20 protein-coding genes are annotated in these 21,001 nt (G+C 65.2%); 3 read left to right on the top strand and 17 right to left on the bottom strand.

The window, feature by feature from the left end:
* Position 1: 1 nt before the first annotated feature.
* From IVB23_RS02715 to IVB23_RS02695, 5 genes are all read right to left on the bottom strand, one after another.
* Positions 2-1,801, bottom strand: a complete 1,800-nt coding sequence (locus IVB23_RS02715) for an adenylate/guanylate cyclase domain-containing protein (protein ID WP_247802404.1) — start codon at positions 1,799-1,801, stop codon at positions 2-4.
* Positions 1,802-1,808: 7 nt separating this feature from the next.
* Entirely contained in the window at positions 1,809-2,780 is a 972-nt protein-coding gene (locus IVB23_RS02710) for an ABC transporter substrate-binding protein (protein ID WP_247802403.1), read from the bottom strand.
* Positions 2,781-3,157: 377 nt separating this feature from the next.
* Entirely contained in the window at positions 3,158-5,416 is a 2,259-nt protein-coding gene (locus IVB23_RS02705) for a CHASE3 domain-containing protein (protein ID WP_247802402.1), read from the bottom strand.
* Complete coding sequence (locus tag IVB23_RS02700; protein WP_061876588.1) at positions 5,413-5,835, bottom strand: response regulator; 423 nt, start codon at positions 5,833-5,835, stop codon at positions 5,413-5,415. Before IVB23_RS02700 ends, IVB23_RS02705 begins: the two co-directional genes overlap by 4 nt.
* A 246-nt stretch (positions 5,836-6,081) precedes the next feature.
* Positions 6,082-6,810: a BA14K family protein gene (locus IVB23_RS02695; RefSeq protein WP_061876589.1), complete on the bottom strand. Its 729-nt coding sequence runs from the start codon at positions 6,808-6,810 to the stop codon at positions 6,082-6,084.
* A 243-nt stretch (positions 6,811-7,053) separates the two neighbouring features.
* On the opposite strand from IVB23_RS02695, the gene IVB23_RS02690 reads away from it, so the two are divergent.
* Positions 7,054-7,461, top strand: a complete 408-nt coding sequence (locus IVB23_RS02690) for an NADH:ubiquinone oxidoreductase subunit NDUFA12 (protein WP_061876590.1) — start codon at positions 7,054-7,056, stop codon at positions 7,459-7,461.
* Between the two features lie 532 nt (positions 7,462-7,993).
* Here the strand turns inward: IVB23_RS02690 and IVB23_RS02685 are convergent.
* Complete coding sequence (locus IVB23_RS02685) at positions 7,994-8,680, bottom strand: DJ-1/PfpI family protein (RefSeq protein ID WP_197967935.1); 687 nt, start codon at positions 8,678-8,680, stop codon at positions 7,994-7,996.
* A gap of 108 nt (positions 8,681-8,788) precedes the next feature.
* Between IVB23_RS02685 and IVB23_RS02680 the strand changes: the two genes are divergently transcribed.
* Positions 8,789-9,727 carry a GlxA family transcriptional regulator gene (locus IVB23_RS02680; RefSeq protein ID WP_247802401.1) on the top strand — a complete coding sequence of 313 codons (939 nt, stop codon included), beginning with the start codon at positions 8,789-8,791 and terminating at the stop codon, positions 9,725-9,727.
* Positions 9,728-9,797: 70 nt separating this feature from the next.
* Here the strand turns inward: IVB23_RS02680 and IVB23_RS02675 are convergent, their stop codons facing one another.
* The 3 genes from IVB23_RS02675 to IVB23_RS02665 form a co-directional block, all read right to left on the bottom strand.
* The gene (locus IVB23_RS02675; RefSeq protein WP_239623380.1) at positions 9,798-10,052 is read right to left on the bottom strand and encodes a PepSY domain-containing protein; all 255 of its coding nucleotides are present in this window, start codon (positions 10,050-10,052) and stop codon (positions 9,798-9,800) included.
* A gap of 123 nt (positions 10,053-10,175) precedes the next feature.
* A complete protein-coding gene (locus IVB23_RS02670; RefSeq protein WP_247802400.1) occupies positions 10,176-11,183 on the bottom strand; it encodes a Na+-dependent transporter in 1,008 nt (335 codons plus the stop codon).
* Between the two features lie 10 nt (positions 11,184-11,193).
* Positions 11,194-12,141 (bottom strand): alpha/beta hydrolase, encoded by a 948-nt coding sequence (locus tag IVB23_RS02665; protein WP_247802399.1) that lies wholly within the window; start codon positions 12,139-12,141, stop codon positions 11,194-11,196.
* A gap of 202 nt (positions 12,142-12,343) precedes the next feature.
* On the opposite strand from IVB23_RS02665, the gene IVB23_RS02660 reads away from it, so the two are divergent.
* Positions 12,344-13,366, top strand: coding sequence for a DUF2155 domain-containing protein (locus IVB23_RS02660; RefSeq protein WP_247802398.1), 1,023 nt, complete (start codon positions 12,344-12,346; stop codon positions 13,364-13,366).
* A gap of 19 nt (positions 13,367-13,385) precedes the next feature.
* On the opposite strand, the gene aat is transcribed toward IVB23_RS02660, so the two are convergent.
* From aat to IVB23_RS02620, 8 genes are all read right to left on the bottom strand, one after another.
* The gene (gene aat / locus IVB23_RS02655; protein ID WP_061876596.1) at positions 13,386-14,066 is read right to left on the bottom strand and encodes a leucyl/phenylalanyl-tRNA--protein transferase; all 681 of its coding nucleotides are present in this window, start codon (positions 14,064-14,066) and stop codon (positions 13,386-13,388) included.
* A 61-nt stretch (positions 14,067-14,127) separates the two neighbouring features.
* On the bottom strand, positions 14,128-15,231 hold the full coding sequence (locus tag IVB23_RS02650) for a histidine kinase dimerization/phosphoacceptor domain -containing protein (RefSeq protein ID WP_061876597.1): 1,104 nt from the start codon (positions 15,229-15,231) through the stop codon (positions 14,128-14,130).
* The gene (locus IVB23_RS02645) at positions 15,228-15,668 is read right to left on the bottom strand and encodes a response regulator (protein WP_028177209.1); all 441 of its coding nucleotides are present in this window, start codon (positions 15,666-15,668) and stop codon (positions 15,228-15,230) included. Before IVB23_RS02645 ends, IVB23_RS02650 begins: the two co-directional genes overlap by 4 nt.
* The gene (locus IVB23_RS02640) at positions 15,665-17,191 is read right to left on the bottom strand and encodes a CHASE3 domain-containing protein (RefSeq protein ID WP_197967942.1); all 1,527 of its coding nucleotides are present in this window, start codon (positions 17,189-17,191) and stop codon (positions 15,665-15,667) included. The genes IVB23_RS02645 and IVB23_RS02640 overlap by 4 nt, the downstream gene beginning before the upstream one ends.
* A 107-nt stretch (positions 17,192-17,298) precedes the next feature.
* Entirely contained in the window at positions 17,299-18,657 is a 1,359-nt protein-coding gene (gene accC / locus IVB23_RS02635) for an acetyl-CoA carboxylase biotin carboxylase subunit (protein WP_197967943.1), read from the bottom strand.
* 82 nt (positions 18,658-18,739) lie between these two features.
* The gene (gene accB / locus IVB23_RS02630) at positions 18,740-19,234 is read right to left on the bottom strand and encodes an acetyl-CoA carboxylase biotin carboxyl carrier protein (RefSeq protein WP_061876600.1); all 495 of its coding nucleotides are present in this window, start codon (positions 19,232-19,234) and stop codon (positions 18,740-18,742) included.
* Positions 19,235-19,269: 35 nt separating this feature from the next.
* Positions 19,270-19,737 (bottom strand): type II 3-dehydroquinate dehydratase, encoded by a 468-nt coding sequence (aroQ, locus tag IVB23_RS02625; RefSeq protein WP_247802397.1) that lies wholly within the window; start codon positions 19,735-19,737, stop codon positions 19,270-19,272.
* Positions 19,738-19,963: 226 nt separating this feature from the next.
* Positions 19,964-20,794, bottom strand: a complete 831-nt coding sequence (locus tag IVB23_RS02620) for a DUF1236 domain-containing protein (protein ID WP_247802396.1) — start codon at positions 20,792-20,794, stop codon at positions 19,964-19,966.
* Positions 20,795-21,001 lie beyond the last annotated feature (207 nt).

The following is a 21,001-nucleotide window of genomic DNA, read 5'->3' as shown; positions in this document are numbered from 1 at the left end:
ATCAGTGGTCCTGAAGCTCTTTCTCTCGCCCGCGTTGTGCCGAGCCCGGCGGTTTCCACGAGAGGTCAGCAGGTGCGACAGCAAAGACTTCGAGAGCCTGGTCGTAGCCTTTGATGTTCCGCTGTCCGAGCGATGCCAACGGAACGCTATCCCTTACCTTTCCAGCGATCGTGGGATCAGCCAGGATCTGCGCATCCTTCGCGAGATTGCAGAGCCGCGACGCCAAATTCACCACCGCTCCCATCGCCGTGTAGTCCAGCCGACCGTTATAGCCAACCGTGCCCACCGTTGCCGGTCCCATGGCAACGCCCACACCAAAGCCGATCGCGTGGCCGGCGTCACACCATCTGCCGGCAAGGGACTGCACCGTCATTTGCAAGTCGATCGCGAGTCGGACCGCTTGAGTTGCCGGCTGTTCGCATGCGATCGGGGCATTGACCAGGAGCATGACTCCGTCGCCATCAAAGCCGATGAGCGTTGCCTCGTGACGAGTCGTCACGGCGCCGACGGCCGCGTAGTACTCTCGCATGACGGCCATGATGACGTCGGGTTCGTTGCGCGTGGAGAACGCCGTGAAGCCGCGTAGGTCACCAAAAATGACGGCCACTTCACGTCGCCGCGCTTCGAGCAATTCATGAGAATGTTCGACCAATTCGGCGACCTGTGACGGCAAGAACTGCTTCAGCCGTTCGATCCGCGCAGATTTCTGCTGTGAGATCGCCAGTTCAGAAGCCATTTCATTGAAGCGCAACGCCAGTTGCTGAAACTCGTCACCGCTAAAGATCTTGATGCGATGCTCGAATTGTCCGGCTCTGATCCGCTCCACGCCCTCTTCCAGTTGCTTGATCGGGCCGGACATTCTGTGCGCGCGCCAATAGGCGAGCGACAGCGCGATAAGAACACCAAGGCCAATGAGGATTGAGGATCGCCACAGGGCCGCGCGAATTGATGCAAAGGCTTCCGATGTTGGCTGCATCGCGATCACCGTCCATCCCAAATCGGCAGCCTGAACGGATAGCGCCACTACCGGGTTGCCTCGCTCCCCGGTTATCACGGCCGCTCCGCTCGCCGCACTGACGAGATGCTTGATCCGGCCAAAACTGCTCGAACTGGCGCGGCCGCGCAGGACCCGACTGATATCGGGATGTGCGATCAGATGACCGGAATCATCGACAACTATGGCGTAGCCGGTCTCGCCAATTCTAATGGCTGCGATGACATCCCAGATCAGCTTCAGATTGACCTCGGCGATCGCAACCCCTGCGGCAGGCAGGCTCCCGGCAACCGCGACCCTCATATAGGGCTCTGAATCTCGCTGGTACTGAACCGGTCCGTACCAGACTTTGTTGCCGCGTGCGCCCAGAACAGCGGGATCCGTAGACATATCAATGCCGCGACCGGTCCTGTTCAGAAGCAGCCTGGAAACAAAGACCCGTTCGGTACCGGTCTCATCCAGAAGCGAAACCGAAACGATTGCAGGCACCTGCTGCAGGAGGCGCAAGGCATCGATCTTATGTTGCGCATCGTCTCCGGCAGACCAGGGAAGCTGCACCATCCAACCCAGCTGATCTCGGATGCCATCGGTGAACGCCTCGATCCTGTCGGACGCCGCGCGAGCATCGGCCTGCAGCACCGCGCTGATCTGGCGGCGCTGGTCTCGGTAACCGAAAGAAGCCTCGATCGCCGCGCCGAGTATCAGAGGCACCACCGCAGCGACAAACAACGTCGCGAAGTACTTGCAGAACAGCGAACGACGCGGAGGCATCGTACACGAAGAGGACTGCGCAGCACCGTCCGTCATGACTGTCTCAGGAGATCACCTTGCTGGCGCGAAACAGGATCGACGACACATCCAGGTCGATCCCCAGAAGCCTGGCTGTTTTCAGATTTACTGCCAGTTCAAACTTCTCGGGACGCATCACCGGAAGATCTGACGGATTTTCACCGCGCAGGATGCGATCGGCATAAGTGGCAAGCCGGAAATAGGTCGTGCGCTGGTTTGCCCCGTAACTCAAGAGACCTCCAGCGTCACAATATTCAGACCAGCCAAACATCGAAGGCAGCCGGTGCGCGATTGCAAGCTCCGCAATCCTCGCACGATGCACCAGCGTCACAGCATCGGGAAACACGAGGAGGGCATCCGCGTCCACCTTGGCGGCAGCCATCAACGCATTCTCGATTTCGCGAGCGCCGCAGAAGGGGACGTAGGCTGCATCAATCCCGAGATTCCGGCACGACTCCAAAGTCGCACGCCATTCCAGTGGCTCTCCCGGATGATCCGTGTTCGAGAGGACCGCCAGTTTTCGCAGCTTTGGATAAAGGTCCTTGAGCAGCTCGACGCGCTTTCCTGCCAGCTCGAGCGACAGGAATGTGCTGCCGGTGAAATTGGTGCCGGGGTGCGCAAGGCTCTTCACAACGCCCAGAGCGACGGGGTCACCGCTCAATGCAAACAGCACGGGGACGTCGGTGATTGCAGTCATGACACGTGTCGCCGGACCGCTCGAGACCACAAGGTCGACATCTCCTCGCAGCAACTCGGAGACGATCTTCCGCAGGGCCTGCGGATTTTCGGGGGCATAGTGCGTCTCGAAGGTTACCGTCCTGCCCTCAACGTAACCCAGCGCGCGCATTCCCTCGCGAAAGCCGTCCAGGAAGGGATCCGGTTCGGCCTGGGTCGAGACCCAGAAGATACGATGCAGCTTGGCTCCGCCCTGCGCCCGTGCGATCGCAGGCCATACCAGCCCTCCACCAATCAACAAGATGAACTCTCGTCTTTCCATGCGAGCACCTGTCGAAGCTGCGCCGTCAATTTCGGCCGCAGACCAAAATCGTAGCTGTGCATCTGCTGACTGCGCTCGGTATCGCGCTCCGCAAGCGGAATGTCGCGACACCGACTCCAACATTTGTCGCCGAGAGCACGCTCAGAGACTGGGCTGATGAGACGATTTGTCCTTGAGATGGGCTTGATTTTTGCTTGAGACCGACCGATCCGGATCGAAACGGCCCCACTCGCTGCATAGCGCCGTGTCGGAACACCTCTGGCGCGGGTCCGGGCGAACTACGGCGTCTCAAGAGGACAATTGGAACTCACATCCTGAGCCAGTGCCCTCGAACTCATCGATCGTGTGACTGCCGAGCGACTTCGGCAGTTCACGCGCTAGCTCGTCGCTATCCTTCCACCGTTCAGCGCCTTGCGGATCATCTCGGCGAGCTGGTTGCGGCGGTAGGGCTTGGTCAGCAGCATGACGCCGTCGTCGAGCTTGCCTTGATGGATGATCGCGTTGTCGGTGTAGCCGGAGGTGTAGAGCACCCTCACGCCCGGCCGGCGCCTGGCCACTTCTTCGGCGAGCTCGCGGCCGCTCATGCCGCCGGGAATGACGACGTCGGTGAACAGCAGATCGAACTTCTGGCCGGCCCCGATCAATTCCAGCGCGGCTTTGCCGTCGGGCGCGGCCACCGTCTTGTAGCCGAGGCTCTGGAGCTGGGTGGTGACGAAGTTGCGCACCAGCGGGTCGTCCTCGACCACGAAGATGGTCTCGGCGCCGCCTTCGGCCTGCGGCGCGATGCCGGCTGCCACCTCTGCCGTGCCTTCGCCCGGCGGCAGATAGAGCTTGATCGTGGTGCCGTGGCCTTCCTCGCTGTAAATCTTGATGTGTCCGCCGGACTGCTTGACGAAGCCGTAGACCATGGAGAGGCCGAGGCCGGATCCCTTGCCGACCTCCTTGGTGGTGAAGAACGGCTCGAACGCCTTCTGCTGGATCTCCACCGACATGCCGGTGCCGGTATCGCTGACCGCGAGCATGATATAGGGGCCGGGCGTCACGTCGGCATTGGCCTGCGCATAGGCCTCGTCCAGCACCACGCGGTGGGTCTCGAGCAGCAGCTTGCCGCCGTTCGGCATGGCATCGCGGGCGTTGATCGCCATGTTGAGCACCGCATTGGTCAGCCTGGACGGATCGATATGCGTCGTCATCGGCCCCTGTTCCAGCACGGTCTCGATCTGGATCTGCTCGCCGAGGGTGGGGCGCAGAAGCTTTGCGATGTCCGCTATCGCGGCGTTGATCTCGACGTTGCGCGGCTCGAGCGGCTGCCGGCGCGCAAACGCCAAGAGATGCTGGATCAGCTCGGCGCAGCGCTCGGCGGCGTCGTCGATCAGCCGTGCCGTGCGCTGGAGCTCGGGTTGGTCCTTCAGGCTCTCCACCAGCGTCTCGGTGTTGCCGGAGATGACGGTCAGCATGTTGTTGAAGTCGTGCGCGACGCCGCCGGTGAGCTTGCCGATCGCATCCAGCTTCTGCGACTGGTGCAGCTGCCGCTCGGTCTCGCGCGAGGTCGTGGCATCGTGATAGACCAGCACCGCGCCCGAAACATTGCCTTGCCCGTCCCGCATCGGCCGGCCGCTGATCATGAGATGGCGGGGAGCATCGCCGCTGTACGGGCGGACGATCATCTCCAGCTCTTCGAATTGCTCGCCGCGCAGCACGCGCGTCGATGGCAGCTCGTCGGCCTCGAGCGGCGTGACGCCGTCGCCGTGAAATACATCGGACAGCGCGCGCAGGTTGCTCAGGTTCATGCCGGCGCGATGCAACAGCATGCGCTCGGCGGCCGGATTGGACAGAAGGACATTGCCCTCGTCGTCGATGACCAGCACCGCCTCCGCCATGCTGCGAAACGTGCTCTGGAGCACGTTGACCGACAGGCGCAGCTCGTCATGCGCGGTGACCAGGTGCTCGGTCCGCTCCGCCACCGCCGCCTCGAGCGCCGTCTTGGCGGCCTGTGTTTGCTCGAGCGAGCTCTGGAGCTCACCCGTGGTTCGCCGGCTTTCGCGCATCACCAGTGCGACCAGGAGCAGGATCAGCACAGCGCCGGCGACGTCGATACCGAGCAGCGCGATGCCGGTGCGGCGCGAATCCCGGGATCGCTCGGCGAGCAGGCGCTCTTCCTCCGCGCTCAAGCGGTCGAGATTGGCCATCACCGTGTCCATGAGGCCGCGGCCCTCGGCCCTGCTGTTGAGCGCGGCAATGCCGGCCTGGTCGTTCTCGGCACGGAGGCGCATCGCCGTGGCGGCGATCTCCATCCGGCGCAGCGCCAGCGGCTCGGTGTCCTCCAGCAGCGCGACCTGATCGGGACTGTCGCGCACGTCGCGCTTGAGGTCGGCGAGGGCCGGCGCGATCCTGGCGTGCACCGCCTGGAAGTCATCGCTGAAGCCCGGGGTGCGATAGAGCTCGTAGCCGCGCGCAGCGCTCTCGGCGCGGCGCAGCAGCACGCGCAGATCCGAGATCTTCTTCTGCACCTGCGCGGTATGGTTGACCCATGCCGCGTCGGACCGCGACTTGACGTCGAGGGCGATCGAGGCCGCGGCGATGATCAGGAGGATGGCAAGTCCAGCACCGAAAATGACGCGCTGCGTTGGAATCAAGGGGCTTCTTTCTTGTCCTTCGGCTGTGCGCTCTCGCCTGCGCCGGCGAGGCATTCCCGGATCGTGGTCATCAGCGCTTCCGGCGTGAACGGCTTGCGCAGGCAGCGCGTTGCGCCAAGCTCCAGCGCCATGCGGAGAAAATCGGGAGAGGGCGATGCGGATGAGGCGAAGGCGTAGCCCGACATCGCGATCAGCGGAGTGGTCGGCGCGCGCTCGTGAAAGATGCGGATGGATTCGAAGCCGCGCATATGCGGCATGAAGATGTCAACCAGCATCACGTCGAAGGCCTGCGATTCCAGCGCAGCCAGTCCCGTTTCGCCGCCGTCGGCCAGCGTGACGTCGAAGCCCTGACGTTGCAGGAGGACCTCGATGGTCGCGCCGACCATCGGATCGTCATCAACCACGAGAACACGCGGCATGACACTTCCCAGGTGATCGAAGTCCCCACTGCCTTTGGTGATATCCGCGAATCGTATGTCCGGTCAATTTTGGATTGGTCCCCCAAGGATATGCACGGCGCAGTGCATAAAGGTCCGCTTGCCTCCGGCCGTCGGTGTCCTCGGACGGGCGAGCAGGACGGAAATCGAAGCGGGTGAGGATACGCCGGCCGCGAGAAAGGCGCCGCATCGCTGCGGCGCCTTCAGCCTCAGGCCTTGGCGGTCTGCTTACGGGCAGGGATGCCGCTGGCCGTCGTACCCGAGATAGGTGCCGGAAGCCGGGTCGTATGATTTGAAGCGCTGCGCGCAATAGGCAGAATCGCCGCCGCCATCCTGCACCACCGCGACCGACGGTTCGTCATAGTAGCTGCCGTAGTAGTAGGGATCATCGTAATAGCCGTAGCCGCCGCCGTAGCCGCCATAATAGGCATACGAGCCGAGGCCGCCAACTGCGACGCCGGTCGCGAAGCCCGGCCAGAAGCCGCCGCGACGATGATGATGCCAGTGACGGCCGCGCCAGTTGCTTCCACCGTGCCAGTTGCCCGCAGTTGCGACGCTGCGGGTGCCGCCGAAGGACGGCGAGAAGGACTGACGGGGCGTCGCGCCGGCTACGAAGCGGTCGCCGCTCGGACGCATCGGAGTGCCGGCCGCGAAACTGCCAGCGCTCGGACGCATTGCAGGGCCGGCGCCGAAACCGCCTCCGCTGGGACGTACCGCGGCGCCGGCCCCGAAATTGCCGCCACCGCCGCCAAACGCAGCGCCGCCGCCACCGCCACCCATGCGCGCGCCGCCACCGCCGCCACCGAAGTGAGCGCCGCCGCCACCGCCGCCGCCACCGCCGACATGGGCGCCGCCGCCGCCCCCGCCCACTCCGGGACGCTGGGCAAAGCTCGGTGTGGCAAAGGGAACAACCAGCGCCACCGCCGCGGCGGCACTCAAGATTTTCAGACTGCTCATAGTTAAACTCCTTTCCCGGAAAGCAAACCCTATGAAAGCGCGGGGGTTCCTTGGGATCACGCCGGTTTGCGCGCGAACGGAGCCTCTCGCGCGGCCGCTGTACCGGGCATGAATGAATCGCGACCGCTTTGCGGCAGGGGCCTGCTCGGTAGCCGGATTGGGGAGGAGACCCACGCACCTGCCGAACTGGACATTTCGTTGCCCGGATGGCATCAGGACCCGACGAAGCAGGGCCCTTGCCGCATGAAACAATTCTTCCTCAAGTTCTTCACCTGGTGGAATGGCCAGACTTTTGGCACCCAGCTCTGGACCAAGCGGTACGGGGAGCTGGTCGGCCAGGACGAGCAGGGCAACCGTTACTACCGCACCCGCGGCGGGGCGATCGATCCCACCCTCGGTTTTGAGCGGCGCTGGGTGATTTATAACGGCTACGCGGAGGCGAGCCGAATTCCGCCGTCCTGGCATGGCTGGATTCATCACGTCGTCGACGTGCCTCCGACCGAGGCCAATTACCAGCCGCGCGAGTGGGAAAAGCCGCACCAGCCGAACCTCACCGGCACGGCGAAGGCGTATCGTCCCTCCGGCTCCACGCTTGCCAGCGGCCGGCGTCCGAAGGCGACCGGCGACTACCAGCCCTGGACGCCCGGCTAGCCTTTTCACCCACCCGCGAACTGCCATCGTTCGAAGCGGATGCATATGCATCCGCGCCGCACTGCTGTGGACAACGGGAACAGCGGGGATGCCGCTCGCGCCGACGTTGCATTGACGCGGGCGATGCGGCTCAATGATCCCATCTTACGGTGATGGGAGACCATCGCGTTCGGTTCGGGCAACAGCTCGCGACTGTCCCGAAATGCAGCGGCCGCCGACCAGGACTCGATCGGGAGATAGGCCCCCGGTCTGGAAGCTCCGAAATCGCCCGATGTGAATGTGCAGCCGCCGTAAGACAGGAAGGGCCGCTCGGGAAACCGGGCGGCCTTTTTCTTTTGGGGGGCTTGCGAAGGTCTCGTGCCCCGGACGCAGCGCAGCGCTTCCCCGGCGATGCGAAGCGTCGTCCGGTTCAGCGGTGCGCTGCAGAGCCGGGGCCGATGTTGCAGCGGTCCGTGTGGCTTGCTGGGTCCCGGCTCTGCGCCGCATCGCTACGCGGTGCGGCGCGTCCGGGACACGAGAGTATCGGCCTGCGCTACATCACCCTTTCAGCCGCGCGCTTGACCGCTTCGAGCCGCCGCGCCTGGTTCTGTGCGCCGCGCTCCTTCAGCAACGCCTTCACCTCGGCGGAAGCGGTGTCCGGCGAGCCGGAATTGAACGGCGGGGCCGGATTGTATTCCATCTGGAGCTGGATCGCTTCCGCCGTCGTGCGATCGATCATGATCGATACCAGCGTCAGCGCGAAATCGATGCCGGCGGTGACGCCGCCGCCGGTGATGCGGTTGCGATCGATGCAGACGCGCGTCTTAGTCGGCGTCGCGCCGAACTGGGCGAGCATGTCCATCGCGCTCCAATGGGTGGCGGCGCGGTAGCCCTTCAACAGGCCTGCGGCGCCGAGCGCCAGCGAGCCCGTGCAGACCGAGGTGACGTATTTGGCGCCGTCGGCCTGTCTGCGCAGGAAGTCGAGCACCTCCTCGTCGTCGATCAGGTCGTTGGTGCCGGCGCCGCCGGGCACGCAGATCACGTCGAGTTGAGGGCAGTCCGCAAACGTCGTGGTCGGCGTCAGCGTCATCACGGAATCGCTCGGCACCGGTTCGATCCGCTTCCAGATCAGGTGCAGTTTTACGCCGGGAACCATGGCGAACACCTGCAGGGGACCGGTGAAGTCCAGCTGGGTGACGCGCGGAAACACCAAGAGACCAATCTGGAGCGGTGACGACATCGAAATATCCTCCAATTGCGAGCTTGACGCCGGCAGGATGTCATGGTGCCCTCCCGTCCGAAATGGCTTAATTCCCTCACTTTCGGACATATCGTTAGGAGTTGGCCCATGATCGGCATCCTGATCTTCCCGGATTTCCAGCTGCTCGATGCGGCAGGCCCGATCTCGGCGTTCGAGATCGCAGCGCGCTGCACCGGCAAGACGCCGGCCATCCGCGTACTGGCAGTCAAGCCGGGGCTCGTGCGCAGCTCATCCGGGGTCGAGATGATGGCGCGCGACTTCAAGGCGGCGAACGCGATCACGACGCTGGTGGTAGCCGGCGGCGTGGGCGTTGCCGATGCCGCGCGCTGCGAGGTCACGCGGGCCTTCTTGCAGCGGCTGGCAAAGCGTGGCGTTCGGGTCGCGAGCGTTTGCTCGGGCGCCTATGTGCTCGCCGAAGCGGGACTTCTCGACGGCCGCCGCGCCACCACGCATTGGGGGCGGACACGCGATTTCGTCGCGCGCTTTCCCAAGGTGAAGTTCGAGCCGGACCAGATCTTCACAAAGGACGACAATGTCTGGACCTCGGCAGGCATCTCCGCGGGCATCGATCTCGCGCTCGCGATGATCACCGAGGACCATGGCGAGGAGATCGCACAGCAGACCGCACGCCAGCTCGTGCTCTATCACCGCCGCAGCGGCGGCCAGTCGCAATTCTCCTCGCTGCTGGAGCTGAAGACGCCGAACGGGCGGTTCGGCGCACTGCTGTCCTGGGCACGTGAAAATCTCGACGCGCCGCTGACGGTGGAAGATCTCGCCGATCGCGCCGGCATGAGCGCTCGGCATTTTGCCCGTGCCTTTGCCGCCGAGACCGGCACGACGCCATCCAAGGCGATCGAGCGCCTGCGGCTCGAAGTCGCGCGCGAGCGCGTGCAGTCCTCGCGCGAGGCGATCGAGCTCGTTGCGGAAACGACCGGCTTCCGCGATCCCGAGCGAATGCGGCGCGCCTTCATCCGCGCCTTCGGCCAGCCGCCGCAGGCCCTGCGGCGCGCGGCGCGGGTGGGATAGGCGCGTACTCTTGAACTCGGCGCGCTGCGGAACGGTGACGTCCGCGTGCAAAAGCGGACCTCGACAATGCCTAGCGATCCGGCTTTTCGCGCACGATCGCGCCAGTCTTGGGGTCGGCATGGAATTCCATCTTCTGTCCGTTCTTGACGCCTTCGCCCTCCCACTGGCCATCGTCGGCTTCAAGCTTGGTGACCTCCGAATAGCCCGACTCCATGACTTTGGCTTTCACTTGCTCCATCGGCATCCAGTCGGGTCCGGGTTGATCGGCTCTCGCTGCCGAGCCCACGGCGAGCGAGCCGAGAACCAGAATTGTGGCAAACTTCATCGCGAACCTCCTTGCGGTGAGAGGCTTCAACGGGATCGCCGCGTTCGTGTTCCTCGACTGCGTCGGTGCGAATGAACAGTCGTAGCTCACGGGGCGGCATTCCTGAATTGATGAAGCGATTGCCTATGTCGCGCCATTCGCCGCCGCCCCGCCGGACGCATCTGCCCGTTCCGTCAAGCGCCGCGTGATCGGCATCAGCATGTAGGGCGCAAGATGTATCGGGAACTGCGTCATCGCGAAATAGAGCCAGGTGGCCGGCGGCAGCGCGCCGGCCGTCGCCGCCAGCATCAGGCCGAGATTGCGCTGTGACACCATCAGCCCAAGCGCAAGCGCGCGCTCATAGCCGATGCGGCGGAACAGCAGCGTGGTGATCGCGAGCAGTGTGAAATAGATCGCGAAGGACAGCAGCGCGAGGCCGATGGTGAACACCGGCTGGCTCACCAGCTCGCTCGCGACATCCCCCATGACTGCGGACGCGAACACAAACAGGATGATGATGTTGAAGCCATCGATCGGCCGCTTCCGGCGCTGGATCGCCTTCGCGCCGAAGATCCAGCGGACGACGGTCGCGGCCAGCAGGGATGCGGCGAGAATGCCGAGCAGCTTCAGGCCGAGTGCAAGCGGCGAGATGCTGAGCATTCCGTCGAGGAACAGGCCCGCGAACATCGACGCCGTGAAGGGAACGAGCGCGGTCGAGGTCACCAGCGTGACCAGCACCAAGGTGGCGTCGAGCCCCATCAGCGCGGCGAGCGCGGGCGAGGCCATCATCGGCGAGGCCATGCCCTGGAGCATCAGCGCGAGAGCAAGGCCGGGTGAGTGGCTCGTCAGTCCCGTTGCATGGGCGATCAATCCGACGATCAGCGGCACGCCGATCGTGGTCCAGGCCGTGGCGGCCGCGACCAGCGCCGGCCTGCGGAGATGGCCGTAGAGCGCGGCCAGATCGACCCGCATGAAGGAGATGCAGAGCAGAAGGAAGATCGCCTCGGTGACATAGGGGCGCAGCAGCGCGCCGAGCGGCGGCACCGCGACCGCGATGAAGACGACGGCTGCGACCGCGCGGGTGCCCTGGCTGCCGAGCCATGTCAGTCCGCGCAGCGGAAGAGCGAAGATGGGGCGAAGAACGGAAGGCATGCGGGAGGGGTCAGCCCAATCCCTTCAACCAGACGCCGATCTCGCTCACGGCGACGTTGGCCTGTCGCAACAGCTTGCCCATGGTGAAGAAGCCGTGGAACTGGCCGGGGAAGTGCTTGTAGGTGACGGGCACGCCGGCCTGCCTGAGGCGCTCGGCATATTCGTCGCCCTCGTCGCGCAAGGGATCGGCGCCGGCGGTCAGCACGTAGGCGGGGGGCAGGCCGGCAAGGTTCTGCGCGCGCGCCGGCGAGGCGCGCCAGTCGTGGATGTCGGCGGCGCCATTGAGGTAGTGGTCGCGAAACCAGCGGATCACCGAATGCGTCAGCAGCACGCTGGTCTCGGGCTCGCTATGGGAGGCGTGCGTCATGGCGAAATCGGTCGCCGGATAGATCAACACCTGACCCGCGAGCGCGGGGCCGCCAGCGTCACGCGCGGCGAGCGCCACGACCGCGGCGAGATTGCCGCCGGCGCTGTCGCCGCCGATCGACAGGCGCGAGGCGTCGACGCCGAGATCGCGCGCATGCGCGGCGATCCATCTGGTCGCTGCGATCGCGTCATCGGCGGCGGCGGGAAACTTGTGCTCGGGCGCGAGGCGGTAGTCGACTGAGATCACGATCAGTGCGCCTTCGGCCGCGAGCTGGCGGCAGACGACGTCGTGGGAGTCGAGATCGCCGATCACCCAGCCGCCGCCGTGGAAGAACACCAGCGCCGGCGACAGGCCGTCGTGCTGGCGCGGTTCCTTGGGCACGTAGAGACGGGCTGGGATCGCCCCGTGCGGTGCCGGTATCGCCAGCGGCGCGACGCGCGCGAGCTCCGGCGCGTCAGGATTGGTGGCAAACCGCGCCTGCGAATAATAGGCGCGTGCTTCGTCCGCGGTCAGGGTCTCGTAGGCGGGGCGGCCGGCCTCCTGGAAGGCCTTGTAGACGGCGGCTGCATCGGGATCGAGCACAACGGGCATGAAGGGGGACCTTGGAGTTTCCGGTTATCATTGGATGGTATTTTCGGGGCAACGCCCGCGTTCGGCCCTGGGAGGGCTCATGACTATCCCATCCGGGAGCTGGCCTGGCCAGACCGCGCCGGGAAGGGCAGGGATGCCGCCCTTCCCCCGCCGTATTCCCCGTGTTAACCGGAGGCCTGCGAGCGGCGGTATCCCCTGTAAAATGTCCAACGAGCCCGATTCGCTGTTGAAGCCGCGCGAGATGTTCAAAACCTTTTCCCTGACAGGCCTTGCGGCACTGCTGGCCGCCACCGCGCTGACCGTCGCGACGCCGGCCCAGGCGCAGATCGGCACGATCTTCTCGGATCCGCCGCCGCTGCGGCCGCCCGGAAGCATCCCGCGCGGCCAGCCGCAGCCGCAGGTCCCCGAGGACGACGAAGAGGTACCGGAGCTGCCGCCGCAGGGCCGCGTGCTGCCGTCGCGGCCGATGGCGCCGCCGCCCGGCCGCCAAGGTAACGTGATGCCGGGGCCGGTCGAGAGCCAGCCGCTGGCGCCGCCGCCCGGCTCGACCGTGGCGCCGCCAAACCAGCCGCCGTCCGCCGCGATCGCTCCGCCCAGTCCGCAAGGTGTGCCTGGTCAACGCCAGCCCCAGCAGAAGGGTGCGCCGGGCACGGTCCCGCAGACCCCGGCAAGCCTCCAGCCGGGCGACGAGGTCGTGACCGAGCCCCCGGCCCAGAAGATCGTGAACAAGAAGGCGACCTTCTCCGGCCTCGACAAGATCACCGGGCGCATCATCAATTTCGACGAGGAGATCGGCGAGACCGTCCAATTCGGCGCGCTCAGGGTCAAGACGGACGCCTGCTATACGCGGCCGGCGACGGAGGCCGCCAACACCGATGCCTTCGTCGAGGTCGACGAGATCACCTTGCAGGGCGAGGTGAAGCGCATCTTCTCGGGCTGGATGTATGCGGCAAGCCCGGGCCTGCACGGCGTCGAGCATCCGATCTACGACATCTGGCTGACCGACTGCAAAGAGCCGCAGCAGACCGTTGCGACCGCGGCACCGGATCCTGCGACCAAGCCCGCAGCTCCGCCGCCCGCGCAGAAGAAGGCTGCGCCCAAGCAGGCCGTGCAGCAGCGTCCGCCGCAGCCCTTGCCGCCACCGCCGCAGCAGCAACCGGCTCCGCCACCGCCGCCGCCGGAGCAGCGGCCAGGTCTGTTCGGTATCCCCGGGTTCGGCCGCTAAGATCGAGCCCCGCTGTCGATCATTGCCGCGAGGCGATGATCTCGAGCGCGCGTGCGCCGGGGATCGCTTCGCCGTCGGAGAGCCTCAGGAAATCGCCTGGTTCGCCCGCCAGCGCCTTGTCGAGCAGTGCCGTATAGCGTCGCCGCGAAATCTCGACCGCGCCGAAGCTCTTCAGATGCTCGGTGACATATTGGGTGTCGAGCAGCTCGAAGCCGCCATAGATGAGCCGCGCGACCAGATGCACCAGCGCGACCTTCGAGGCATCGCGCGCGGTGTGGAACATGCTCTCGCCGAAGAAGGCCCGTCCGAGGCTCACGCCGTACAGCCCGCCGACGAGGTCGTCGCCCTGCCAGGCCTCGACGCTGTGGCAATGGCCGAGCTCGAAGAGGCCGCCATAGAGGTCGCGGATGCGCTTGTTGATCCAGGTGTCCTCGCGTCCGGTCTGCGGCGCGGCGCAGCCGGCGATCGTCGCCTTGAAGGCGGTGTTGACGGTCACGCGAAAGGCGTCGGACCGTACGGTGCGCGCAAGCCGCGAGGCGACGCGAAAACCGTCGAGCGGGATGACGCCGCGCAATTCCGGCTCGACCCAGAACAGGGTCGGATCATCGGCGCTTTCCGCCATCGGGAAGATGCCGCAGGCATAAGCGCGCAGCAGCACGGCCGGCGTGATTTCAGACGGGGCGGAGTCGCGCGAAGTCATGGTTTGCCATCATAGCAGGATCGCAATGCGGTTGCGATGGGCGGCGCAACCGGGCGCGAGGTCAGCTCGCTGCGGCGGTGCCGGCCTTGACGGGGGCTGCGGGCACGCGGCCGAACTTCAGCACGACCCTGGTTCCGGAATGCGCGGGATCGCGCTCGACCGAGGCATCGAGCTTGGAAGCCATGGCGGCGACGATACGCTGGCCCATGCCGGTGGAGCGCGGATCGGCCTTGACGTTGTCGCCGACGCCATCGTCGCTGATCGAGAGCAGGAGATCGTCGCCCTGCGAGACCAGCTCGACATGGATCGGGCCGGCGCCGTCGGGATAGGCGTATTTCACCGCGTTCATCACCAGCTCGTTGACGATGATGCCGACGGCGACCGCGCGGTCCGGATCGATCTCGATCGGCTCGGCCTTCAGCGTCAGGCGCGACATCCGGTTACCTTCGGCCGAGCGGCGGAGATCCTCGAGCAGCGAGTCCAGATACTGGTTCAGGACCACGCTTTTCAGGTCCTGCGACGTGTAGAGGCGGCGGTGCACCTGCGCGACCGCGGCGACGCGGCCCATCGCATTGGTCAGTGCCGCCTTGACCTCGTCCTGCGCGGCGGAGCTCGCCTGAAGGTGCAGCAACGAGGCGATGATCTGGAGCGAATTGCCGACACGGTGGTTGACCTCGCGCAGCAGGAGCTCGCGTTCGGCGGCGAGCGCGGCGTAGCGGTCGCGCGAGGCGTGGATCTCGGCTTCGGCTTCCTCGCGCGCCCTCTGCAGCGCGGCCTGGCGCAGCGCGCCATCGGCGGCGACGTGGAGGAGCGGGATGAAGTCGCCCTGGACGTCCTTCACCAGATAGTCGGCCGCACCCGCCTTCAGCGCGGTGACCGCGATGCTGGAATCCTGCGAGGCGGTGACGAATACGACCGGCGGTGCGTCCGGGATCGCCATGATCTGCTCGAGCGTCTCCAGCCCGTCGAGGCCCGGCATGTACTGATCGAGTGCCACGACATCGATACCGCCTTCGGCGCCGGCGCGGCGGATGCGCTCGAGACCTTCCTCGCCGCTCGCGGCGTGAACGACCCTGTAGCCGCGCCGCGTCAGGCCGCGGTCGACCAGGCGCGCCAGCGCGTCGTCGTCGTCGATGTAGAGCAGTGTCGGCGTGGGCTGGTTCATGTGGCGGCGGGCGGGACCTGGATGACCGAGAAGAAGAGGCCGAGCTGCCGGATGGCATTGGCGAAATTCTCGTAGTTGACGGGCTTGGTGATGTAGACGTTGCAGCCCAGCTCGTAGCAGCGCTTGATTTCCTGGGAATCGTCCGTGGTGGTCAGCACCACCACGGGCGAGGCCTTCAGATATTTGTTCTCCTTGATCTGCTTCAGGATATCGATGCCGGTCATGTCGGGGAGGTTGAGATCGAGCAGGATCAAGAGCGCGTTGCCCTTCTGAACCAGTCCGGAGCGGTCTGCACCAAACAGGTGCATCATCGCGTCCGTGCCGTTCTGGAAGGAGACGATCTCGTTGTTGACGCCGGAGCGGCGGATGTTGCGCTCGATCAGGCGGGCGTGGCCCTCGTCGTCCTCGATCATGATGATGGTGACAGGCTGGGTCATCGATCTGTGTTCCGGTTGCTCACATTCCAGGCGATCGGCAGCGTGATCGTGAAGGTGCTGCCTGCGTTCAGTTCCGATGATACCGACATGGTGCCGCCGAGGCGACGCACAAGTGCACGGACATGCGCAAGACCGATGCCCTGGCCGGGCTTGTCCTGGGTTCCCGCGCGGCGGAACAGGTCAAATATCCGCTGGTGATCCTTCGGATCGATCCCGCGGCCGTTGTCGCTGATCTCGAAGATAGCGTAGCCGAGCTTGGTGCGCCCGCGGATTCGGATCTCGCCGGGCATGCCGGGTTTGAGATATTTGATCGCATTGTCGATCAGGTTCGAGAAGATCTGCTCGAGGGCGAGACGGTCGCTCACGAGGTCTGGCAGGGGCTCGAGGTGGATCTCGGCCTGCGCCTCAGCCGCCTGGTGCGCCAGCGTCGAGACGATGGCCTCGATCAGCTCGCGCGTGTCGATCTTCACCGGCTGGAATTCGCGCCGGCCCTCGCGCGTGAGGTTGAGAATGGCCGAGATCAGACGGTCCATCTTGGCGATCGACGTCTTGATGAAGCCGAGCGCTTCGGAAAAATCCTCCGAGAGCTGCTTGTCGGCGCCCTCGAGCGCGATCTCGCCCGGCCCGGCGGGGGCCAGCGGTGCTCCCTCCGCAGAGACATGAGCGAGGCTGCTCATGCGGCGGAAAATGTCGCCGCCGAGCTCCTCGAGTTCGCTGGTGAAGCCCATGATGTTGACGAGTGGCGAGCGCAGATCGTGGCTGACGATATAGGCGAAGCGCTGGATCTCGTCGTTGGCTTCGCGCAGGTCTGCCGTGCGTTCGTCGACGACGGCCTCTAGATTGACGTTGGCATCGCGCAGGCGTGCTTCGGCTTCGTCCCGGGCGCCAGCCGACCGCCGTACCAGCCAGATCGAGAGCATCGCCAGCACCACCACGAGGCCGGAGCCGATGCCGGTCATCGACGCGGCGAGGGTCTGGCTGTGGTCGGAGTTGGCAGTGCGGAGGCGGAACAGGCGCTCCTCCTCCTGGGCCATCGCGTTCGCGACGGTGGCGATCCTCGTCGTGGTGTCCTGGGCCGCGGCCTCACGCACCAGTGCCGCGGCCTTGTCCGGCTGGCCTTGCTGGATGAACACCATTTCCTGCGCGAATTGGCCGAGGCGGATTTCAATCGCCGCGCTCAGCTTTTCGACGTTCTCGCGCTGCCCGGGATTGTCGCCGCTCAGGCGCGTCAGCTTGTCGAGGGCGGGGATGATTGCCGCCACGGCCTTTTCATGGTCGACCCTGAAATTCTCCCCCTGCGTCAGGAGATAGCCGCGAACGCCGCTCTCGGCGCGCCGGATTTCGAGCAGCAGGGCGTTGATCTGGTTCTCCACCTCGATGGTGTGAACCACCCATTTGCTGTCTTCCCGCGCCTTGTTGACGAGATAGACGGAGCCGGCGCTGATCACCGTCAGCACCAAAAGGCCCGCCGCGAACAGCAGGATCTGCCAGAATGCGCGCCGTCGCTGGCCTTCAGCCGTCACGGCGGTTCACCTGTCTGCGCTCAATGAAGATCAAAACGCCCCCCCTTTGGAACTGGCCCCAACCGTCCAGAACGCGATTGGGGCCAAAGGGTTCCACAAGAGGAGGACTAACTCGCTTCAGGTTCCGGCTTGCCGGCGAGATACTGCTCCAGCCAGTGGATGTGGTAGTCGCCGTTGATGATGTCGTCTTCGCGCACCAGTGCACGGAACAGCGGCAGCGTGGTCTCGATGCCTTCGACCACCATCTCGTCCAGCGCCCGGCGCAGCCGCATCAGGCATTCGGCGCGGGTCTTGCCGTGCACGATCAGCTTGCCGACGAGTGAATCGTAATAAGGCGGGATCGTGTAGCCCTGATAGACGGCGGAATCGATCCGGACGCCGAGGCCGCCGGGCGGATGATATTGCATGATCCGGCCGGGTGAGGGGCGGAAGGTCTGCGGGTTCTCGGCATTGATGCGGCACTCGATCGCATGGCCGATGACCTGGATTTCGTCCTGCCTGGCGGGCAGGTCGCCGCCGGCGGCGATGCGGATCTGCTCCAGCACGAGGTCGATGTCGGTGATGCTCTCGGTGACGGGATGCTCGACCTGGATGCGGGTGTTCATCTCGATGAAGTAGAACTCGCCGTCCTCGAACAGGAACTCGATGGTGCCGACACCGAGATATTTCATCTCGCGCATCGCTTTGGCGCAGGTCTCGCCGATCCTGGCCCGCGCCGCGGCGGACAGTACGGGCGAGGGGCCTTCCTCCCAGACCTTCTGGTGCCGGCGCTGCAGCGAGCAGTCGCGCTCGCCGAGATGGATGGCGCCGCCGCGGCCGTCGCCGAGGATCTGGATCTCGATGTGGCGCGGCTTCTGGAGATATTTTTCAAGATAGACGGACGCATCGCCAAAGGCGGACCTGGCCTCGTTGGCCGCCGTCGACAGCGCCAGCTGGAGGTCGGCCTCGCTGTGCGCGACCTTCATGCCGCGGCCGCCGCCGCCGGCCGCCGCCTTCACCAGCACCGGGAAGCCGATCGCCTTGGCGATCGCCATCGCGTCGTCGTCGGGGCCGACCGCGCCATCGGAGCCGGGCACCACGGGAATGCCGAGGCGCTTCGCCGTCTTCTTGGCCTCGATCTTGTCGCCCATCAGGCGAATGTGCTCGGCCTTCGGGCCGATGAAATGCAGATTGTGCTCGGCGAGGATTTCCGCAAAGCGCGCGTTCTCGGAGAGAAAGCCGTAACCAGGATGCACGGCATCGGCGCCCGTGATCTCGCAGGCCGCGAGCAGCGCGGGCACGTTGAGATAGCTGTCCTTGGACGACGGCGGCCCGATGCAGACGCTCTCGTCCGACAGCCGAACATGCATGGCGTCGGCGTCGGCCGTGGAGTGCACGGCGACGGTCGCGATCCCGAGCTCCTTGCAGGCCCTGAGGATGCGAAGGGCGATCTCGCCGCGATTGGCTATGAGGATCTTGTCGAACATGTTGTCCTGCAGCGAATGGCGAGTGGCGAATGGCGAGTAGGGAAGGCTGACGCCATTCGCTATTCGCTATTCCCCATTCGCGTCACTCAATGATCACCAGCGGCTCGCCGTACTCGACCGGCTGGCCATCCTCGACCAGGATCTGCGTCACCGTGCCGGCGCGCGGCGAAGGGATCTGGTTCATCGTCTTCATGGCCTCGATGATCAGCAGCGTCTGGCCGACCGAGACCTTGGTGCCGACCTCGATGAACGGCTTGGCGCCCGGCTCCGGCGCCCAATAGGCGGTGCCGACCATCGGCGAAGTCACGGCGCCGGGATGCTTCGACAGATCGGAAGCGGCAGTGGCGGTCGCGGCCGCGCTTGCAGCCGCCGTCATGGCGGCAGGAGCGGCTGCCACTGGCAGCGGCATGGTCGCGGCCACGCTGATGTTGCGGGCGACGCGCAGGCGCAGCCCCGCCCGCTCGATCTCGATCTCGGTCAGGCTGGTCTCATCGAGCAGCAAGGCAAGCTCGCGGATGAGCGCCGAATCCTCGCTGGAAAACTTTGCGGCTGCTTTGTCGTCTGGCTGGCGCGCCATGTTGTTTGATCCGAATGTTCTGTTGGAAGGGAGCGTCAGGCGGTGGGCTTGATGCCGAGCTTGGCGGCAAGGCCCTGGATGGCGAGGCGATAGCCCTCGATGCCGAAACCGCAGAGCGAGGCGAAGGCCGCGCGTGCGGTGTAGGAATGGTGACGAAAACTCTCGCGGGCGTGGATGTTGGTCACGTGCACCTCGACCGTCGGGATCTGCACCGCGAGCAGTGCGTCGTGCAGCGCGATGGAGGTGTGGGAATAGCCGCCGGCATTGATGACGATGCCCTTCATCTTGTGCCGGTGCGCCTCATGGATGAAGTCGATCAGCTCGCCTTCGCGGTTGGACTGCCGGAAGTCGGCCTTCAGGCCGAAGGTCGCCGCTGTCTCCCGGCACAGCGCCTCGACGTCGGCCAGCGTCGCATGACCGTACTTTTCGGGCTCGCGCGTCCCCAGCATGTTGAGGTTCGGCCCGTTCAGGACGAGGATCGTGTCGGTTGCAGTTTCGGCCATTCCAATCCCGGAAAGAGGTGCTTCGGCGTGGCGGGGTTATAGGTAACAAAGCGCGTGAGGGGAAGCCTCGAAGGGCCTCAGGGGCGGGTTCAAGCACCTCACCCAGTGCGCAAAAACCTGTGCGGAAACTACGGAAATTGCTTGTTAACCAGTCCGAAGCATGGCTGCGGAACGAATGCAAAGGGGCGGGCATCGCTGCCCGCCCCGAGCTTGCCGGTATCCTGCCTCAGGCGTTCAGGACCGCCACGATCTCGTAGGTGTCCGGATTGATGATCACGATCTCATCGCGGACCAGGACGTACCTGTAGGTCCGCCACTCCGGATAAATGGTCACGACCCGCGACGGCAGGGCGTGCAGCGTAATGCCCTCGCGCGGGATGCGGGTGCCGACCGAGATCGAGAAGTTCACGTTCGTCACCGGAGCGACGCGCTGCTCGCGGATCACCGACGTGATCTGCGTCCGCTGCTCGGTCGAAAGCTTGGCAGCGGCGCCAGCCTGGCCGACAGTGGTCGAGCTCTGGCCCTGAGCATTCTGGTTCGTGCCGGTGCCCGGCCGGTTCTCGGCGTTGTTGGTCGAGGTGCCGCTCTTGCTGCCCTCAGCCTTCATGTCCTTCTGGTCCTTGCTGCCGGACTTGCTGGTGTCCTGGCTCATGCTCTTGGACTTGTCCTGCTGGGACTTGTCCATCTGGCCCTGCGCGCGATCATCGGTGCGCTGGCCCTTGGTGGCGCCGGCCTTGTCCTCGGCCGCGTTCTTGTTCATGGCGCCGCCCGGGCGCTCGTCCTTCATCGCACCGGACTTGTCTTCCGAGGCGCGATCGGACTTCATCGTGCTGGAGCCCCCGGCCTGACCGACGGTGCCCTTGTCATGGCTCATGGAGTCGCGCCCCATCGAGCCGCCGCGCTCTGCGGCGCCGCCGGAGGGCTGCAAGTGCTGCATCTGCTGCGAGCCACCGGCGCCGCCACCGCTGTCGCGGCCCATGCTGCCCTGTGCGTTTGCCAAACCGGTCCCCGCGACGAGTGCAGCTGCGGCAACCGAGATCATAAAGCGGTTCAACATTGAAATTCTCCTCACGTGTTTCCTGCGTCATTGCCCGCGCCGACAACGAAAGGAGATTTGAGTTGTTCCGGAACTTCGTCTGTTCCGCGGCATTTGTTTGTTGAACGCTGGATGAACGACTTTGCACGAAGACGCCAATGTTGGGCGCGCGAAAAAAGGGCCGGCTCTTCAGCCGGCCCTTTTGCATGCACGAGTTGCGAACGGCGC

The organism is Bradyrhizobium sp. 191, assembly GCF_023100985.1.
GTDB classification, from domain to species: Bacteria; Pseudomonadota; Alphaproteobacteria; order Rhizobiales; family Xanthobacteraceae; genus Bradyrhizobium; species Bradyrhizobium diversitatis.
This window is presented reverse-complemented; position numbering and strand designations above follow the sequence as displayed.

What these genes read in the sequence shown, in the direction of transcription:
- IVB23_RS02620 (WP_247802396.1), bottom strand. Translation starts at nt 20,794, where the DNA reads ATGTTGAACCGCTTTATGATCTCGGTTGCCGCAGCTGCACTCGTCGCG.
- aroQ (WP_247802397.1), bottom strand. Translation starts at nt 19,737, where the DNA reads ATGGCCGAAACTGCAACCGACACGATCCTCGTCCTGAACGGGCCGAAC.
- IVB23_RS02660 (WP_247802398.1), top strand. Translation starts at nt 12,344, where the DNA reads ATGTCCAACGAGCCCGATTCGCTGTTGAAGCCGCGCGAGATGTTCAAA.
- IVB23_RS02665 (WP_247802399.1), bottom strand. Translation starts at nt 12,141, where the DNA reads ATGCCCGTTGTGCTCGATCCCGATGCAGCCGCCGTCTACAAGGCCTTC.
- accB (WP_061876600.1), bottom strand. Translation starts at nt 19,234, where the DNA reads ATGGCGCGCCAGCCAGACGACAAAGCAGCCGCAAAGTTTTCCAGCGAG.
- aat (WP_061876596.1), bottom strand. Translation starts at nt 14,066, where the DNA reads ATGACTTCGCGCGACTCCGCCCCGTCTGAAATCACGCCGGCCGTGCTG.
- IVB23_RS02715 (WP_247802404.1), bottom strand. Translation starts at nt 1,801, where the DNA reads ATGACGGACGGTGCTGCGCAGTCCTCTTCGTGTACGATGCCTCCGCGT.
- IVB23_RS02685 (WP_197967935.1), bottom strand. Translation starts at nt 8,680, where the DNA reads ATGTCGTCACCGCTCCAGATTGGTCTCTTGGTGTTTCCGCGCGTCACC.
- IVB23_RS02650 (WP_061876597.1), bottom strand. Translation starts at nt 15,231, where the DNA reads ATGAACCAGCCCACGCCGACACTGCTCTACATCGACGACGACGACGCG.
- accC (WP_197967943.1), bottom strand. Translation starts at nt 18,657, where the DNA reads ATGTTCGACAAGATCCTCATAGCCAATCGCGGCGAGATCGCCCTTCGC.
- IVB23_RS02645 (WP_028177209.1), bottom strand. Translation starts at nt 15,668, where the DNA reads ATGACCCAGCCTGTCACCATCATCATGATCGAGGACGACGAGGGCCAC.
- IVB23_RS02670 (WP_247802400.1), bottom strand. Translation starts at nt 11,183, where the DNA reads ATGCCTTCCGTTCTTCGCCCCATCTTCGCTCTTCCGCTGCGCGGACTG.
- IVB23_RS02700 (WP_061876588.1), bottom strand. Translation starts at nt 5,835, where the DNA reads ATGCCGCGTGTTCTCGTGGTTGATGACGATCCGATGGTCGGCGCGACC.
- IVB23_RS02695 (WP_061876589.1), bottom strand. Translation starts at nt 6,810, where the DNA reads ATGAGCAGTCTGAAAATCTTGAGTGCCGCCGCGGCGGTGGCGCTGGTT.
- IVB23_RS02680 (WP_247802401.1), top strand. Translation starts at nt 8,789, where the DNA reads ATGATCGGCATCCTGATCTTCCCGGATTTCCAGCTGCTCGATGCGGCA.
- IVB23_RS02690 (WP_061876590.1), top strand. Translation starts at nt 7,054, where the DNA reads ATGAAACAATTCTTCCTCAAGTTCTTCACCTGGTGGAATGGCCAGACT.
- IVB23_RS02710 (WP_247802403.1), bottom strand. Translation starts at nt 2,780, where the DNA reads ATGGAAAGACGAGAGTTCATCTTGTTGATTGGTGGAGGGCTGGTATGG.
- IVB23_RS02675 (WP_239623380.1), bottom strand. Translation starts at nt 10,052, where the DNA reads ATGAAGTTTGCCACAATTCTGGTTCTCGGCTCGCTCGCCGTGGGCTCG.